Here is a 14,982-nt window from a genome sequence, read left to right as displayed (position 1 = left end):
GTCCTCCGTCCGGGGGGTCGCACGTCCCGGTCGCGGGGCGCGTGCCGCACACTCCGTGCGGGCCCACAGTGCCGCCCGCCGGCACGGACCCGCGGGAGCACGCTGCGCCCGCCGCACGCACGCACACTCGGAGGAACCCCACGATGGCCCGACCCCAGCGGCTGCTCGCCCTCGCCCTGGCCGCACCCCTGCTGCTCTCCGCCTGCTCGGGCGGTGACGAGCCGACGGCCACCGGTGCCGACGGCGACTCGCTGACCTTCGCCGTCGTCACGCACGGGTCGCCCGGCGACGCCTTCTGGGACGTCGTGCAGAACGGTGCCGTCCAGGCCGGTGAGGACCTCGGGATCGAGGTCGACTACCAGTCCGACGGCGACCCCCAGCGGCAGTCGCAGCTGATCGAGGCCGCGGTGAACCAGGGCGTCGACGGCATCGTGGTCTCGATGGCCAACCCCGAGGCGCTGCAGTCCGCCGTCGAGGACGCCGTCGCCGCCGGGATCCCGGTGGTGACGATCAACTCCGGTGCCGCCGAGTCCGTCGAGTTCGGCGCGATCGGGCACGTCGGTCAGGACGAGACGATCGCCGGCCAGGGCGCCGGGGAGCGGCTGGCCACCGACGGGCGCACGAACGTGCTGTGCGTGGTGCACGAGGCGGGCAACATCGGCCTCGAGCAGCGCTGCGACGGCGCCTCGCAGGGACTGGGCTCCGACGTCACCACGCTGCAGGTCGACATCAACGACCTGGCGGCCGCGGAGTCGACGATCACCTCCTCGCTGCAGAGCGACCCGAGCATCGACGCGGTGCTCACGCTGAACTCCGCCGTCGCCGCGGTGGCCGCCTCGGCCGCCACCGACGCCGGCTCCGAGGCCGAGATCGCCACGTTCGACCTGAACGCCGACGTGATCTCCGGCATCCAGGAGGGCACCATCTCCTTCGCGGTCGACCAGCAGCAGTTCGAGCAGGGCTACCTGCCGGTCGTCATGCTGCAGCTGTACGCACAGAACCTGAACACCGTGGGTGGCGGGCAGCCGGTCCTCACCGGGCCGGGCATCGTGGACAGCGAGAACGTCGACGAGATCGCCGACCTGGCGACGGCGGGCACCCGCTGACGCACGGCTGACCGACCGGCCGGCCCGCACCCCGGGCCGGCCGGAGCACCCCCGAGAGGACGACGAGAGACCGTGACGACGACGGACGCGCCACCGACCCGCCCCCCGGCGGACGAGCGGGTGGCCTCGGTCGGGCTGCTCAAGCGACTGCTGGTCAAGCCCGAGCTCGGCGCGCTGGTCGGCGCCGTCGTCGTGTTCGTGTTCTTCGCAGCCCAGTCCTCGGTCTTCCTGTCCCCGGCCGGCATCGCGAACTGGCTGGACCCGGCCTCGACGCTGGGGATCATGGCCTGCGCGGTGGCGCTGCTGATGATCGGCGGGCACTTCGACCTGTCGGCCGGGGTGATGACCGGGACGTCGGCGCTGACCGTCGGCATCGTGAGCGTGCAGTTCGAGACCAGCATCTGGGTGGGCATCGCCGTCGCGCTGGTGATCGCGCTGGCGATCGGTGCGCTCAACGGCTTCCTGGTGGTCCGCACCGGGCTGCCCAGCTTCATCATCACGCTGGGCACGTTCCTCATGCTGCAGGGGCTGAACCTGGGGCTGACCAAGCTGTTCACCGGCACGGTCAACGCCGGCGGGATCGGCGCGACCGCGGGCTTCGAGTCCGCCGAGGCGGTCTTCGCCTCCTCCTTCACCATCGCCGGGCAGCCGTTCCGGATCGCCGTCGTGTGGTGGGTGCTGGTGACGCTGCTGGCCACCTGGGTGCTGCTGCGCACCCGCTTCGGCAACTGGGTCTTCGCCACCGGCGGTGACGAGGTGGCCAGCCGCAACGTCGGTGTGCCGGCGGCCCGCACCACCATCACGCTGTTCATGACCACGGCCGGGGCGGCCTGGTTCGTGGGCGTCGTCTACGCGGTCCGGCAGACCTCGGTGCAGGCCAACGTGGGCATCGGCAACGAGCTGATCTACATCGTCGCGGCGGTCATCGGGGGCTGTCTGCTCACCGGCGGGTTCGGCTCGGCCGTGGGCGCCTCGCTCGGTGCGCTGATCTTCGGCATGACGCAGCAGGGGATCGTCTACCTGCGCTACGACTCGGACTGGTTCTACTTCTTCCTGGGCGCGATGCTGCTGCTGGCCGTGCTCACCAACCGCGCGATCCGGCGCTACGCGGAGGCGCGGCGATGAGCGGTCCCGAGGGCGCACCCCTGCTGGAGCTGCGCGACATCGGCCGGGACTTCGGCTCGGTGATCGCCCTGGACGGCATCTCCACCAGCGTGCGGGCCGGTGAGGTCACCTGCGTGCTCGGTGACAACGGCGCCGGCAAGTCCACCCTGATCAAGGTGCTGTCCGGGGTGCACCAGCCCAGTCGCGGCGAGCTGCTGCTCGACGGCGCCCCGGTCCGCTTCGGTGCCCCGCGGGAGGCGCTGGACGCCGGGATCGCCACGGTCTTCCAGGACCTGGCGATGATCCCGCTGATGGCGATCTGGCGGAACTTCTTCCTGGGCTCGGAGCCGACGAAGGGGTGGGGTCCCTTCCGCCGCTTCGACGCCGCGACCGCCAAGGACGTCACCCGGCGCGAGCTGGCCGCGATGGGCATCGACGTCCGGGACCCCGACCAGCCGGTCGGCACGCTGTCCGGGGGTGAGCGGCAGTCCGTGGCCATCGCCCGCGCGGTGTACTTCGGTGCCCGGGTGCTGATCCTGGACGAGCCGACGTCGGCGCTGGGCGTCAAGCAGGCCGGCGTCGTCCTGCGGTACATCGCGCAGGCCCGGGACCGCGGGCTGGGCGTCGTCTTCATCACCCACAACCCGCACCACGCCTACCCGGTGGGGGACCGGTTCGTGCTGCTCAAGCGCGGCCGCAGCCTGGGCGACTTCCGCAAGGACGAGGTCAGCCGCGAGGAGATCACCGCCATGATGGCCGGTGGGGCCGAGCTCGAGGACCTGGCGCACGAGCTGGAGCGCCCACCCTCCTGAGGGATTTCCACCTCCTGTCCCTCAAGTCCCACCCGTCACGGGTCGATGGGAGAGGGACAGACAGTGTGGGTTGCGGACAGCAACTGATGAGTCCTGTGCTGCCTCTGCGTGTTGCTCCTGTGACTCGTGGTGCAGATGGGACGCTGATCGGGCTCACACGCCATCCCTCTTCCCCAGGGAGCGACCATGCCGCGGCAGCCGCTGCGCGCCTCCGGTGACCACCGGACGCCGACCACCACGCACCGACCCGGAGCCGCCCCCCGCGGCTCCCGTCGGGCCCTGACCGGCGGGCTCGTCGGTCTGCTGGCGGTCGCGCTGGTGACCCTGGGTGCGGGCCCGGCCCTCGCCGTCCCCGCCGCCCCGGGCAACCCCTCCGACGCCGAGATCGGCTCCGCGCAGGCCCAGCAGGACGCCGCCGCCGCCGAGGTCGGTCGGATCGCCGCCCTCGTCGCCAGCGCCGAGGCACAGCTCGAGCAGGTCCAGGTCCAGGCCGAGGCCGCCGGCACCGCCTACCTGGCCGCCGAGGAGGCACTGGGCCTGGCCCAGGCCGCCGCCGACGAGACCGCCGCCCAGCTCGCCACCGCGACCGCCTCGGTCACCGCCGCGCAGGGCCGGCTCAGCGACTTCTCCCGCAACAGCTACATGAACGGCGCCGCCCTCACCAGCGAGGTCGCCCTGCTCGACGCCGGCGGTCCCGCCGAGCTGGTCGAGAAGGCCGCGATGCTGGACTGGGTCGCCGAGAACCAGCTCGACGTCCTCGGCGGCCTCGAGGTCGCCCGGGTCGCCCAGGCCAACGCGGACTCCGCCGCCCGGCAGGCCGTCGCCGAGCGCGCCACCGCCGAGCAGGCCGCCGCCGACGCCAAGGCCGACGCCGACGCCCAGGTGGCCGGCCAGGAGGCCGCCGTCTCCGCCGCCACCGCCCAGAAGCAGGCCTACGACGCCCAGCTGCAGGCCGCCCAGGTGCAGCTGCTCTCGCTGCAGGGTGCCCGCAACGCCTACCAGGCGTGGCTGGACCAGAAGGCCGCCGAGGAGGCCGCTGCCGCCGCCGCCCAGGCGCAGGCCGCCGCGGCTGCCGCGGCCGCCGCGGCTGCAGCCACCAGCAGCGCCCGCAGTGCCCCCTCCGTCGACTACGGCGGCGGCGGGTCCATCACCCCGGGCAGCTCGAACTACGTCCTCCCGGCCGCCGGCCGCACCTCCAGCTGCTACGGCAGCCGCTGGGGCACCACCCACTTCGGCGTCGACGTCGCCGCCCCGATCGGCACCCCGATCTACGCCGCCACCTCCGGCACCGTCCAGCGGGCCGGCGCGGCCACCGGCTTCGGCCAGGCCGTCTACATCCGTGGCGACGACGGCGCCGTCACCGTCTACGGCCACGTCAACCGGTACTTCGTCTCGGCCGGCGAGCGGGTCTCGGCCGGTGAGCAGATCGCCGAGGTCGGCAACAAGGGCCAGTCCACCGGCCCGCACCTGCACTTCGAGGTGCACCCCAGCGGTGCCATGTACGGCGGTCAGGTCGACCCGGTGCCGTGGATGGCGGCCCGCGGCGTCACGATCCGCGGCTGCTGAGCCGACGCCCCCACGACGAGGACCCCGCACCACGACGACCCCGCACTACGACGACCCCGCACCACGACGACCCCGCACCACGACGACGGCCCGGCACCCCACGGAGGGGTGCCGGGCCGCTGTCGTCGGAGGTCAGGAGGTGGGTGCGGCGGTGATGTCGCAGTTCGTGGTCACGTAGGCCTCGACCTCGGCCTGGGCGTCGGTGGAGGTCGTCTGCAGGGTGGTGAACTCGGTGACGAAGGCCTGCTGGCCCTCGGGGGTCGTGAGGTCCAGGCCCTGGATGTTCGTGACGACCTGGGCCAGGGCGCCGGTCAGGGTGCCCCAGGACTCGCTGATCTCGGCCGGCGGCTCGATGGCGCTGAGCTGGGCGGAGGCGTCGGCGAACAGCGCGGGGATGGTGGTCGGGTCGGCGGTGTTCGCCACGGACTCCAGCTCGCCGAGGGCCGCCTGGGCCTCGCTGCAGAACGCGGCGGCCTCGGGGTCGGCGTCCGAGCTGCTCTGCTCGGCGCTCGGGCTGGTGGTGGTCGCTGCGGCGCTGCTGCTGCTCGACGCGGCGGGCTCCTCGTCGGAGCCACCCCCGCAGGCGGTGAGCAGCACCAGGGCGGCGGACGCGGACAGGGCCGTCTTCGTGACGGTCGAGAGGCGCATGGGGGCAGGTTACGGGCCCCACGGGTGTTCTCCGGCCACGCCGAGCCGTTCGGAGCGGCGGCCTAGGGTCGCCTGCGTGGACGCACCCGTGGACCCCCGCCGCAGCTGGGCGCTGCCCGCCCCGGGCGCGATGGTCGGCACCGTCGAGCTCGAGCCGCTGGTGACCCGGGTGCTGGCGCCCAACCCGTCGCCGATGACCCTGGACGGCACGAACACCTACCTGGTCGGTGCCCCGGGCAGCGGTCGGGCCGTCGTCGTCGACCCCGGTCCCGACGACGCCGAGCACCTGGCCGCCGTCCTCGACGCGCTCCGCGACCGAGACGCCGAGCTGGTGGGCGTGCTGGTCACCCACCACCACGGCGACCACGCCGAGGCCGCACTGCCGTGGGGCGAGCGGTTCGGCGTCCCGGTGGCCGCGGGGTCCCGCGACGTCGCCGGGGACGCCGGCCGGGTGTTGGAGCACGGCGACCGGGTGGAGCTGGCCGGGACCGTGCTGGGCGTCGTCGGCACCCCGGGGCACACCCGGGACCACCTGGCGTTCCGGCTGGAGTCCGGGGCGGTGCTGGTCGGGGACCACGTGCTGGGCCGCGGCACCTCGGTGGTCACCCACCCCGAGGGCGACGTGCTGGCCTACCTGGACTCGCTGCGACGGGTGCACGACCTGGGTCCCTCGGCGCTGTACTGCGGGCACGGCCCGGAGCTCACCGAGGACGTCGGTGCGGTGCTGGGCTTCTACGCCGCCCACCGGGCGTACCGGGAGTGGCAGCTGGTCGACGCGCTGCTGCCGGGCGCGCAGACCGTGGACGAGCTGGTCACGCACGTCTACGCCGCGGTGCCCCGCGAGGTGTGGCCGGCCGCGGCGCAGTCCACCCGGGCCACGCTGGCCAAGCTGTCGGCGCAGGGCCAGGTCGTGCGCGGCGCCGGGGACAGCTGGCGACTGGCCTGACCCCTGATCGTCACGGCCCCGCAACGCGCGCGGGTGAGCATCGCGGCGTGACCCGCCTGCTCGTGACGAACGCCGTCCTGCTGACCTGCGACCCCGACCGTCCGCCGTCCTTCCGGGGCTGGTTCACCGTCGGGGACGACGGCCGGCTCACCGCCGTGGAGGCCGGCGACCCGGGCCCGGAGGTGACCGCCGACCGGACCCTGGACGTCGGTGGCGCGCTCGTCGGGCCCGGCTTCGTCTCCGCGCACAGCCACCTGTTCACCTCGGCCAGCCGCGGGCTGGCCGCCGACCAGTCGCTCTACGGCTGGATCGAGGGCATGACCCGGTACACCGACGCCGGGGACGCGCAGGACGTGTACTGGTTCACCCGGCACGGCAGCCAGGACTTCCTGCGCAACGGGATCACCACCGCCTTCGACTTCACCGACCCGAACCTGTCCTTCGAGCGGGAGTCCGCGGGCGTCGCGTCGTTCTCCGCCGCGCTGCCCGACAGCGCCTACCAGCACGCCCAGCTGCGCGCCCGGGTCGACGCCGGGCTGCGTTCTGTGCACAGCCTGATGCTCGGCCAGGGTGCCGTCCCGCACGCGGACTCCCTGGCCCAGCTCGACGAGGTGGTCGCGATGGCCGCCGACACCGACCCCGCGCTGCTGCTGGGCCTGGCGGTCTCGGGCTCCGTGCAGTGGGCGCCGGAGGCGACGGCGGCCGACCTGGAGCTGGCCGCCATGCAGCGGCACGGGATGCTCAACCAGCCGCACCTGCTGGAGACCCCGCACGAGGTGGAGCTGCAGCGCTCGAAGTTCGCCTGGTACCGGGACGCCGGCGTGCTGGGCCCCGACGTCGTCTTCGGGCACTTCATCCAGACCGACGACGAGATCATCGCCCAGGCCGCCGAGGCCGGCTGCGGGGTGAGCTGGCAGCCGATGAGCAACGGGCGCCTGGCCAGCGGTGTCACCCGCATCCCGGAGATGCGTGCCGCGGGCATGCGGGTGGGCATCGGGCTGGACGACCAGTCCTGCACCGACGTCTCGGACCCCTTCGCCAACATGCGGACCGGGATCTCGCTGCTGCGGGCGACCTACAAGGACCCCGCGGCGATGCCGGTGCACGACATGCTGGTGCTGGCGACCCGCGGCTCGGCCGAGACCCTGGGCATCGACGACCGGGTGGGCAGCCTGCGGGTGGGCCGGTTCGCCGACTTCCTCGTCGTCGACCCGCGCGACCCCGACACCGGCCCGGTGTGGGACGCCGTGGCCACCTACGTGCTGGCCTGCTCACTGCGGAACCTGCACGCGGTCTGGTCCGGCGGGGAGCTGGTCGCCGACGGGGCGCGGCTGGTGTCCGACGGCGCGGCCGAGACCGTCGACCAGGTGCACGAGCGGATGGCCCGGCTGCGCGTCCTGGTCGACGGTCGCTGACCGCCGGGGGTCAGCTGGTCGGTGCCGGCGTCAGGTCGGTGATGCCGCAGTTGTCGGTCAGGTAGGTCTCGGTGGCCGTCGAGGCCGGGTCGGCCTCGGCACCGAGGCCGTCGAGCACCTGCTGGAACTGGGCCTGGCCCTCCGGGGTGCTGATGTCCACGCCGGCGGTGTTGTCGGCGACCTGCTGGAAGCTGTCCCCGAGGGTCTGCCAGGCGTCGGCGATCTCGTCCGGCGGGGTGACCGCGGCCAGCTCGTCGGCGGCCTGCTGGAAGGCGGCCGAGGCCTGGGTGGGGTCACTGGCGGTGGCGGTGATGGCGCCCTGGATGGAGGTCAGCGCGGCCTGGGCGTCGGTGCAGAACGCCTCGGTGTCGGCGTCCGCGGGCTCGGAGGACTGCGGGGCGGACGACGTGCTCGCCGCGGACGACGAGGAGGCGTCCGCGGAGTCGTCGCTGCCGCCGCAGGCGGGCAGCAGCAGCAGGGCCGCAGCGGACAGGGTGGCGGGCACGAGGGTGCGGAGGCGCATGGTGAGCAGGCTACGGACGCCGTCACCGGGTGAGAACGACCCGACCGGGGGAGACACGGCCGGTCCCGGGCTGCGATGCGCCTGCGCGTCGTATCTTGACCGCATGGAGTCCACGGAGGTCCGAGCGCGGTGAGCTCACCGCACCACCCCCCGATGCCCTACTCCGGCACCAGCTCCGCTCCGCACCTGGACCCGGGCGTGGCCGGCCTGGACGCGCCCCGGCCCGCCCAGCGCCGCCGGCTCTTCGGCCGCGGCCTGGCCGAGGGTGAGCCCGTCGCCGGCGCAGCCGACGTCGCGGCCTGGACCGCTCTGCTGGCGGCGCCGGTGCCCTCCCCCCGGCGGATCGGCGTCATCGCGCTCAAGGGCGGGGTCGGCAAGACCACGCTGTCGGTGCTGCTGGCCAGCACACTGGCCCGGTCCCGCCGGGACCCGGTGCTGCTCTTCGACACCGACACCACCTTCGGTTCCCTGGCGCTGCGCACCGGGGTGCCGCTGCAGGCCTCGGCGCACGAACTGGCCACCGCCGGTGACCCCGGCCGCTTCGACGTGCTCGCCGGCGCCCTGGCCCGCTCGGCGGACGGCGCCTGGGTGCTGCCCAGCGGGCGGGACCCCGAGCAGAGTGCCGGGCTGACCGAGGACGTCTACGTCCGGGCCATGAACGCGGTCTTCCAGCACTTCGCGGTGATGGTCACCGACTGCGGCGCGGGCCTGGCGACGCCGCTGATGCGCCGGGTCGTCAGCGGTTGCCACAGCCTCGTGCTGGCCACGTCCCCCAGCGTCGACGGCTTGCTCGCCAGTCACAACGTCCTGCGCTGGCTGCGTCAGTCCGGCTTCGAGGCCCTGGCCGACCGCAGCATCGTCGCCGTCACCAACGTGTCGCCCGGTGGCGCCGTCGACGTCGGAGCCGCGCGCGAGCGGTTCGCCGGGATGGCAGGGGACTTCCTCACCGTGCCCGCCGACCGGCACCTGGCCACCGGCAGCAGGCTGCAGCTGGAGGCACTCGAGAGCCACACGCGTGCCGCGGCGACCCGCTTGGCCGCCTCCGCTCTCGGCGCGGCCCTCGCGACCCCCTGAGGCGCGGGGCAGACACCCCGACCCAACGTCCCCGTCTCAGGCGATGGCGGCGCGGACGTCGTCGGCGGTGATGGTCTGCAGCTGCTCGAGCGTGGGTCGCTCGCCGAGCCGGCGCAGTCGCTGGGACTGGATCTTGCGCAGCTTCTCGAACAGCTTGCGGGCCTCCCGGGCGTTGCCGAAGTCCGCGCCCCGCTCGACGGTGGCGAAGTGCTCGTGCAGCACCGGCTCGGCCTCGGGGTCCAGCCGGTAGTCCCCCGAGGACACCATCCGGCTGGTGATCAGCGTGAGCTCGTCGGCGCCGTAGTTCTCGAACTCCACGGTCTTGACGAACCGGGAGGCCAGGCCGGGGTTGGCGTCCAGGAACTGGACCATCTCGGCGGTGTAACCGGCGGCGATCACCGCGAGGGTGTCGCGGCGGTCCTCCATCAGCTTGACGATCATGTCGACCGCCTCCTGACCGAAGTCGTTCCCGCCCCCGCCGGCCTGCCGGGTCAGGGTGTAGGCCTCGTCCAGGAAGACCACGCCACCGGCGGCCTCGTCGAACACGGCCGCGGTCTTCTCCGCGGTGTGCCCGATGTACTGCCCCACCAGGTCCCGCCGGGAGACCTCCTTGAGCGGGCCACCGGGCAGCGCGCCTAGGGCGGCCAGCAGCTGGCCGTAGATGCGGCCGACCGTGGTCTTGCCGGTGCCGGGTGCACCGGCGAAGACCAGGTGGTGGCTGGAGCCGCCCACCGCGAGCCCCGCGCTGCGCCGCCACTCGTTGACCTGGATCTCGTCGATGATCGACCGGACCTCGTCCTTCACGCCCTCCAGCCCGACCATCGCGTCGAGCTCGGCGAGCAGCTCCTCGACCCGCTCGGGGTCCCCGCCGCCGCTGTCGGAGGCGCCGACCCCGGCTGCCGCGGCCGCCGGCGCCTCGACCACCTCGACCTCGGCCCCCTCGGCCACGTCCAGCCCGGGGGTGGACTCCAGCCGGCAGGCCTCGACCCGGCCCGACGTGCCGGCGTCGAAGACCACGCCGGCACCGCCGGTGCCGTGCACGTGCAACCGCACCAGGGACGCCCGGGCCCCCTGCGCCACGACGACGCCCTCCGCGGTGGTGCCGGAGACCTCGCAGCTCTCCAGCGTCGGCCGGGCGGACTGGTAGACGTACACGCCACGGTGCCCGGCACCCTCCACGGTGCAGTCGCGCAGCACCGGCTCGGCGCCCAGCCGCAGGACGACGGCGTCGTCGGCGCTGCCACGCACGGTGGTCCGTTCGAGGGTGCCGCTGCAGTCCTCCAGCACCAGGCCCTGCTGGGCGGCCTCGACGGTGCAGTCGGCCACGGTGAGCCGGGCGCGGTCGGCGGCGCGCAGACCTGCGCCGTACGTCGCCGAGAGGGTGCAGTCGGTGAGCACCAGGTCGGCGTCGGCGACGTCCACGGCGGCGGCCTCGGTGGCCCGCAGGACGAGGCCGCGCAGGGTGACCCGGCCACCGCGGACCCGGACGGTCGGGTCGTACCCGCCGTCCCCGACGATCTCGACGACCGCGCCGTCGGCAGCCTGCACGGTGACCTCCCGGTCGACGACGTCCAAGCACTCCGCCCAGCTGCCGGCGTCGACGACCAGGGTGGCGCCGGGGGGAGCGTCCAGCAGGGCCTCGCGCACCGAGGGGTAGGTACCGGGCCGGTCGGTGGACACCTGCAACGTCGTGGTCATCGCTCCGCCGGGTCGGGATGGTGGCTGTCCCGCGACCCTACCGAGAGCGCCCTAGGCTGGCCCGGTGCCGGAACCGACCCTCGAGGAGCAGCTGGGCGAGCTGTGGGCTGCCGGGGACCGGGTGTCCTGCCTGCAGCTGTTGCGCGGTGCGGAGCTGGCCCTGCCGGTCACCGAGGCCGCAGCCGAGGGCCGGGAGCCCGCGGCCTGGGCCACCGTGGCTGGTCCCGACCGGACCTGGGTGCTCGCCTTCACCTCCGTGGAGGCCATGGTCGAGGCCACCGGCGGGGCCGCCACCCGGGCCCGGGTGCTGGGCTTCGCCGAGCTCGCCGCCGGTTGGCCCGACCCTCGGTGGGGGCTGGCCGTCGACCCCGGACGGCGCACCCCGTTCTCCCTGGAGTCCGGTGCGCTGGCCCGGCTGGCGGCCCCCACGCTGGTCGAGGACCGGCTGCGCGAACCGGACACCCTGCCGACCCTGGTCCAGCGGCCGATCAGCGCCGACGAGCTCTTCGAGCTGATCAACACCCGGTCGGGCCGGGTGTCGGGCTACGTGCACAACCTGCACGACGCCGCACACCTGAGCACCCCGGAGGCGCTGCTGGGCGCGGTGGGCCTGCGGGACCGTGCCGGTGAGCTGCTCGCCGAGGACGGCGCCCTGCTGGTGCTGCGCTGGCCCGTGCTGGAGCCCGAGGCGCACCGCACCCCGCTGGGCGGCACGGACGACGAGCGACGCGACGCCGTCGGCGGCTGGGTGGTCGAGGAGGAGCCGTTCACCGGCCTCGGCTTCACCGCCGACGTGGACTCCCTGGTGCGCGAGTACCGGGTGCACGGCCTGCTGCTGCCGCACGCGGCCGAGGTCTGGGAGATGGCGCCCGACGGGACCGAGCGCCGCCGGGCGCAGTGGGACGGGGACGCCGGCCGCTGGCTGTGGGCCGTCCGGGTCGACCCGGATGCGGCTCCCGAGGGTCCGACTCCTGACGGCCCGGCTCCTGACGGCACGGCTCCCGAGGGCGGCGCCCCGTGACCGGCTGGGCCACCCACCGGGCGCGCTGGCGCGGTCAGGAGCACCCGGCAGCGTTGGAGGCCACCGTCGAGGGCCTCCGGGTCCGGCTGCGCTCGGTCGCTCCCGAGGAGGGCTTCGAGGAGGTCGCGCCCGGGCTGCACGTGCGGTCGGTGCCGGCCCGGGAGTGCGACGCCGTCCTCTCGGTGCGCACGGTCGGCACCTGGCGGGGGGCCGACGTCGTGGTCCTGGACGACCGGGCCGACGAGCTCCTGGTCGAGGCCACCGGCGGGTCCTGGACGGCGGCCCGTGCCGCCGGCTTCGACCGGGTGGACCGCGGGGTGTGGCGGCGCTGGGTGCCCCGGGACGACGTCCGCGGACTGCGGGAGGACACCGCCCTGCTCGAGACGGACTGACCCGGGGGCTCAGCGGCGCTCCAGCCCCCCGATGAGCCAGCGTTCGACGTCGGTGGGGCCGACCTCCACGGTCCGCCAGCCGCCACGGTGTGCCACCACGACGGTGGTCGCCGGGTGCCCGGCCAGCTGACGGGCGGCGTCGGGCAGGTTCAGCGCACTGGCGGCGAGCCGGGCCTCTGCCAGGCTCGGCGACAGCAGCAGGGACAGGTCGCAGGTGCCCAGCAGGGGGGCGCTCCAGCTGCTGAGCTGGTCGTGCGCGGTGACCACCGTGCTCCACCGGCCCACCCGCCGGGGCTCGGCGCTGGCCGCGGACTGCGCGTCGACCACCAGCAGGCGGGGGGTGTGCACGCTGCCGTTGGCGTCGTCGTCGGCGTGCGGGGTCAGGACGATGCTCCCGGTGGCGCCGGGGGAGAGGTTGGCGAAGGTCTGCCAGGCTGCGGGACGGCGGGTCTCCACCGACACCTGGGCCCCCACCGCGAGGGCGCGGAAGGCGAGCAGCTGGGCCAGCGGGAGGCCGCCGACGGCCACGGCGGTGGTGGGTTCGGGCCGGAAGAGCGCGATGCTGGCGGTGCCGCCGTCGGGTGCCGTGCCCAGCACGACCCCGGAGCCCCCGGTGCGCAGGGTGACCGCCGCGGCCGTGGGCAGGTCGGCGAGGTGGGTGTCCAGCGCCTGGGGCACCACGGGAGCCGTGCTGGGCAGCCGGGGTCGGGGGCTCATCGGAGGAACCCCCCGAACGCCACGGCAGCGGCCATCCCGGCGGCCTGCCGGCCGTCCAGCCGCTCGACCCGCGCACCGCACGAGGTGGCTTCGGCCTGCAGCCGTGCGGTGACGTCGTCCAGCGCGGCGGACCCCGGCAGGACGACCCGCAGCGAGGTCGCGAGCTCGACCTGGTCGGCCGAGACCCGGCGGGCGGCCAGCGACACGGTGGTGGACACCGCGGTGCTGGTGCCCAGCCGGTCGACCAGTTCCTGGCCGGCCGGGGACTCCAGTGACGGCCAGTCCAACAGCCGGAAGGTCGTGTGGACGACGGTGCCGGCGGACCAACCGGTCCACGTCTCGGTGACCCTCGCGCCGGTCAACGCCGCGTCACCGCCTCGTGGGAGGCCCTGGGGGCCGGCCTCCAGGCCCGCGACGCCGATCAGGGCCGCGGCCAGGTCGTCGGGCCCGAGCACCTGGGTCCGCAGCCCGGCGCGCTCCAGCTGGCGGCGCAGCCGGCGCAGGCCGTTGACCAGGGGAGCCTCCAGGTCGGCGGTGCCGTCGTCGTCAGGGCGGCGGACGACCTGGAGGGCGACCCAGCAGCGCCGCCGGGCCGGGACCGTGCCGCCGGTGAGCTGCCGGTAGGACAACGCCGCCGGGTCGTCGGCGCCCGCCCATGCCGGGGCGGGCACGGTCTGCACCAGCAGCTGGACGGCCAACGCCGGGACCGTCGCGTCGTCGTCCTCGACGGGGGGCAGCAGGGCGGTCAGCGGGGGCAGGGTCCGGGTGGCCTCGGCGGTGGGGTCGCCGCCCTCGGGGCTGGTCTCGACCAGGACGCTGAGACCGGTCGTGTGCACGATCGTGCCGACCTCGTCGTCGCCCACCCTCAGCAGGCCCAGGCTGCTGCCCCGGGCGAGGGAGTCCAGCACGGTGCGGGCGACGTCGGCGGTGGTGTCGCCGGGCCCGCCGAGGGCGACCGAGCGGCGGCGCGCCCGGAAGCGGAGCCACAGTCCCAGCCACTGGTGCAGCCACCTGCCCCGCACCCGGACGGCGGTGAGCAGCACCGCGAGCGTCGCGACGACGGCGACCGGGACCAGCACGGCGGGCGACTGGCGGTGCACCGTCAGCACGGCGGCCACCGCGGCCTCCCAGACGACCAGTTGCAGCACGTGCAGGCCGCCGACCGTCCACGGCCGGCGGCGGCGGACCGGCCGGGTCGGCCGGGGACGGGTCGGCACGTCGCCGTCCGGCGCGGCCACAGCGGTGTCCAGGGCGGCGACGGCCGCGCCCTGGGGAGCTGCGGCGGCCTCCGCCTGCGGGGCGGCCGCCTCCTCGGCGACCACTGCGGCCGCGGTGTCCGCCGCCCCGGCGGCGAGCCCGGTGCCGGTGTCCTGGGTGACCGTGGTCAGCAGGTCGCCGGCCTGCGGGCTGCCGACCTGGTGGGCGGTGCCCTCCCAGGCGGCTGCCCGGCGTGCGCCGTAGGGCATCGGGGGGAGCGCAGCAGGGGCCGGTTGCGCGTCCACCGCGGCCGTACCGGGCACCGGCCGCGATGCGGGGGCGGGTTCGGCGAGGTGCTGGGCTGCCGCCGGGGGCGGGAGCACCGCGCCCTGGGGTGCCGCTGCTGCCCGCGGGGCCCGCAGCACGGCACCGGCGTCAGCACCGGCGGGGCCGGCGTGCCGCGCGGTGCGCGCCGGGCGCGGTGCCTCGACGGGCTGGTCGGCCGGGGTGGCTGCCGGTCGGGACGGGTCCGGGGCGGCCGCCGGAGGAGGCGCGGTCACCGGTCGCCCCGGCCGCGGCCGTCGGGACCGATCGCCGGGCCCGGGCGCCGGTCGGGTCGACGCTCCGCAGGTCGGTCGATGACGCCGTCGCCGGAGTCGGCCACGTCGAAGAGCTCCGCGTCGCCGACCTTCTCCACCGGGGCACCGTCCTCGTCGTCGGGTCGCCGGCGGGTGCGCGGCGACGGGGGCGGTCCGGCGGGTGG

The 14,982-nt window shown here is 75.1% G+C and carries 15 protein-coding genes; 9 read left to right on the top strand and 6 right to left on the bottom strand.

All coding sequences use genetic code 11. From position 1 onward, the window contains the following. Positions 1–143: 143 nt before the first annotated feature. From AC0IVP_RS10035 to AC0IVP_RS10020, 4 genes are all read left to right on the top strand, one after another. Positions 144–1,106, top strand: a complete 963-nt coding sequence (locus AC0IVP_RS10035; protein ID WP_056289864.1) for a sugar ABC transporter substrate-binding protein — start codon at positions 144–146, stop codon at positions 1,104–1,106. Positions 1,107–1,178: 72 nt separating this feature from the next. Beyond that, positions 1,179–2,231, top strand: coding sequence for an ABC transporter permease (locus AC0IVP_RS10030; RefSeq protein WP_056289861.1), 1,053 nt, complete (start codon positions 1,179–1,181; stop codon positions 2,229–2,231). Then, positions 2,228–3,022: an ATP-binding cassette domain-containing protein gene (locus AC0IVP_RS10025; protein WP_056289858.1), complete on the top strand. Its 795-nt coding sequence runs from the start codon at positions 2,228–2,230 to the stop codon at positions 3,020–3,022. The genes AC0IVP_RS10030 and AC0IVP_RS10025 overlap by 4 nt, the downstream gene beginning before the upstream one ends. Before the next feature lie 186 nt (positions 3,023–3,208). After that, entirely contained in the window at positions 3,209–4,588 is a 1,380-nt protein-coding gene (locus tag AC0IVP_RS10020) for a M23 family metallopeptidase (RefSeq protein WP_082556506.1), read from the top strand. A gap of 132 nt (positions 4,589–4,720) precedes the next feature. On the opposite strand, the gene AC0IVP_RS10015 is transcribed toward AC0IVP_RS10020, so the two are convergent. After that, a complete protein-coding gene (locus AC0IVP_RS10015) occupies positions 4,721–5,236 on the bottom strand; it encodes a hypothetical protein (RefSeq protein WP_471756336.1) in 516 nt (171 codons plus the stop codon). A 76-nt stretch (positions 5,237–5,312) separates the two neighbouring features. Here AC0IVP_RS10015 and AC0IVP_RS10010 point away from each other — a divergent pair, with 76 nt between their 5' ends. Beyond that, positions 5,313–6,182, top strand: a complete 870-nt coding sequence (locus AC0IVP_RS10010; RefSeq protein ID WP_157518960.1) for an MBL fold metallo-hydrolase — start codon at positions 5,313–5,315, stop codon at positions 6,180–6,182. A gap of 47 nt (positions 6,183–6,229) precedes the next feature. Beyond that, positions 6,230–7,597: an amidohydrolase family protein gene (locus AC0IVP_RS10005; protein ID WP_471756334.1), complete on the top strand. Its 1,368-nt coding sequence runs from the start codon at positions 6,230–6,232 to the stop codon at positions 7,595–7,597. Between the two features lie 10 nt (positions 7,598–7,607). On the opposite strand, the gene AC0IVP_RS10000 is transcribed toward AC0IVP_RS10005, so the two are convergent. After that, positions 7,608–8,120, bottom strand: coding sequence for a hypothetical protein (locus AC0IVP_RS10000; protein ID WP_157518956.1), 513 nt, complete (start codon positions 8,118–8,120; stop codon positions 7,608–7,610). A gap of 129 nt (positions 8,121–8,249) precedes the next feature. Here AC0IVP_RS10000 and AC0IVP_RS09995 point away from each other — a divergent pair, with 129 nt between their 5' ends. Beyond that, a complete protein-coding gene (locus AC0IVP_RS09995) occupies positions 8,250–9,194 on the top strand; it encodes an AAA family ATPase (RefSeq protein WP_471756332.1) in 945 nt (314 codons plus the stop codon). A gap of 36 nt (positions 9,195–9,230) precedes the next feature. On the opposite strand, the gene AC0IVP_RS09990 is transcribed toward AC0IVP_RS09995, so the two are convergent. Further along, entirely contained in the window at positions 9,231–10,892 is a 1,662-nt protein-coding gene (locus AC0IVP_RS09990; protein ID WP_056289845.1) for an AAA family ATPase, read from the bottom strand. 64 nt (positions 10,893–10,956) lie between these two features. On the opposite strand from AC0IVP_RS09990, the gene AC0IVP_RS09985 reads away from it, so the two are divergent. Next, positions 10,957–11,913, top strand: a complete 957-nt coding sequence (locus AC0IVP_RS09985) for an SseB family protein (protein ID WP_471756330.1) — start codon at positions 10,957–10,959, stop codon at positions 11,911–11,913. Further along, on the top strand, positions 11,910–12,305 hold the full coding sequence (locus AC0IVP_RS09980; RefSeq protein WP_471756328.1) for a hypothetical protein: 396 nt from the start codon (positions 11,910–11,912) through the stop codon (positions 12,303–12,305). The genes AC0IVP_RS09985 and AC0IVP_RS09980 overlap by 4 nt, the downstream gene beginning before the upstream one ends. 9 nt (positions 12,306–12,314) lie before the next feature. On the opposite strand, the gene AC0IVP_RS09975 is transcribed toward AC0IVP_RS09980, so the two are convergent. The 3 genes from AC0IVP_RS09975 to AC0IVP_RS09965 form a co-directional block, all read right to left on the bottom strand. Further along, positions 12,315–13,022 carry a hypothetical protein gene (locus AC0IVP_RS09975; protein ID WP_471756326.1) on the bottom strand — a complete coding sequence of 236 codons (708 nt, stop codon included), beginning with the start codon at positions 13,020–13,022 and terminating at the stop codon, positions 12,315–12,317. After that, positions 13,019–14,488, bottom strand: a complete 1,470-nt coding sequence (eccE, locus tag AC0IVP_RS09970; RefSeq protein WP_471756324.1) for a type VII secretion protein EccE — start codon at positions 14,486–14,488, stop codon at positions 13,019–13,021. The genes AC0IVP_RS09975 and eccE overlap by 4 nt, the downstream gene beginning before the upstream one ends. Positions 14,489–14,775: 287 nt before the next feature. Then, on the bottom strand, positions 14,776–14,982 hold a 207-nt coding region (locus AC0IVP_RS09965; protein WP_471756322.1), incomplete at its 5' end, for a hypothetical protein.

The organism is Klenkia sp. AC732 (assembly GCF_979256525.1).
The sequence above is the reverse complement of the archived record's forward strand: the minus strand, read 5'-3'. Positions and strand labels throughout refer to the sequence as shown.